The sequence below is a fragment of the Dyadobacter sp. LHD-138 genome, assembly GCF_030929615.1.
In the GTDB taxonomy this organism is placed as follows: domain Bacteria; phylum Bacteroidota; class Bacteroidia; order Cytophagales; family Spirosomataceae; genus Dyadobacter.
Genome location: NZ_JAVFVU010000102.1, coordinates 1 through 1,583 on the forward strand (window position 1 = coordinate 1; position 1,583 = coordinate 1,583).

Genomic DNA, 1,583 nt, shown 5'->3' on the forward strand with positions numbered 1-1,583 from the left:
AGCGTGAGTTTATCCCCGTTTTTATCGGTGGCTTTTACGGTCTGGTTGATGAGTGTCCCGGCCTCGACGCATAGATCGGGCAGCAGGTCAAGCTTGGGCCTGTCGTTTCTGGCATCTTCGACAATGATCTGCATATCCCTGACGATCTCTCCGATTTTGATCCCCTGCCGCCATTCTTCGACGACGAAGGCGACGTTGTAGAGTCCTTTGGTATTGGGAGCATCCCAAATCAGATCACCGGTGATGGGGTTGATGCTGAAAGTAGCCGGGCTTTGTCCAACTTCGGTGGAACCGGGCGGGAAAGCCAGGTTAGGGTGTTTGTAACCAACGTTTGTGCCTAATCCACCACCTTCGATATTTTGCCGTGGTGTATAAAGGCGGTAAGCAATACTGTCCCCGTCTGCATCGAAAGCACCGGGATTGTGGATAAACCGCTGGCCAACGGCTGCGATATCAATCGGAGCGTTTAAGAGAACGGGTGTCTGATTTAAACCTACAAATGAATTGATGACGATGGTGGTATGCACGTAGAAATTAAGACTACTTGTGGGAGCAGGACTTAAATTCAAAATGCCGACATTCCGATTGTCAATGGCAACGGATATGTTCCAATTCCCGGCGGATCTAAAAGTGTAACGGGTTGTGTAGGTATTCCGTGTGGTGTTGTTGCCAATCTCGATATTCGCTAAACGGAGCACTTTGATAGGAATCTGTTTCTCACCATCAGAAGCGCCGGTATAAAAAAACATATTCACATCATCCTGATGATCGGCGGCATCTTTTCCTCCTCCTGGGGTTACGTCAAAGTAGCCTGTGAAGGTAATGTCGTAGGTTAATGGATTACTGGTCGCCCGTTTTGCGGTTATCTCTCCGGCCCGCGCGTGTGTGGCAAAGGCGTGTTGATTAATGGAAAGACAAAAACTAATAGCCAGTAATGATAGAAACTGTAAAGTTGAGCGCATGTGCATGATGACTTTTTAAATAGACAGAGGTTGCCAGCTTATGGCTTTTGCCGCCGGAGAAATAATTTACGAGAGATTGCTCCGGAATTTATGTATTCAACGAAAATTAATTCAAAAATGTGTGTGGATAGTGTATGAATGTAAATGATGAGATACATATTTATTGATTTTAATATGGGTCGGTTTGTTTGCTGGTAAAAATATGTAGGGGAGTAGGTGGTTAACCAATTGATAATAAAACAATAAGCCCGATTCTTGGGAATCAGGCTTATTGTTTTATCGAAAGAAAAAAGGCGCTTACCTAAGCAGCTGTATCCATCCTTTAAACTGAGCGGGTTTCCCGCCTTTCTGCACGGATTCAAAATACACGGTGACTTCGTAGTAATATTGTCCGGCGGCCAGATCGCTTCCCGAGTTGGTCTGGCCGTTCCAGTTGATGTTTACATCTTTGGTATCAAACACTTTTGCTCCCCATCTGTTGAACACTTTAAATTCAAGCGACTGGACAAAACTCGGGCAGTCGTATGGTTTGAAAAGGTCATTTTTGCCATCCCCGTTTGGTGTGATCACGTTGGGCAGTTTCAGGATCGGGCAGTTGTCCTTGCAGACTGTATTGCTTGG

1 protein-coding gene and 1 pseudogene are annotated in these 1,583 nt (G+C 45.7%); both read right to left on the reverse strand.

Going from position 1 to position 1,583, the window contains the following annotated elements; translation table 11 throughout:
- Positions 1–962, reverse strand: a pseudogene (locus RB622_RS30075) (gliding motility-associated C-terminal domain-containing protein); the annotation flags it as partial.
- Positions 963–1,259: 297 nt separating this feature from the next.
- On the reverse strand, positions 1,260–1,583 hold a 324-nt coding region (locus RB622_RS30080), incomplete at its 5' end, for a gliding motility-associated C-terminal domain-containing protein (protein WP_308050544.1).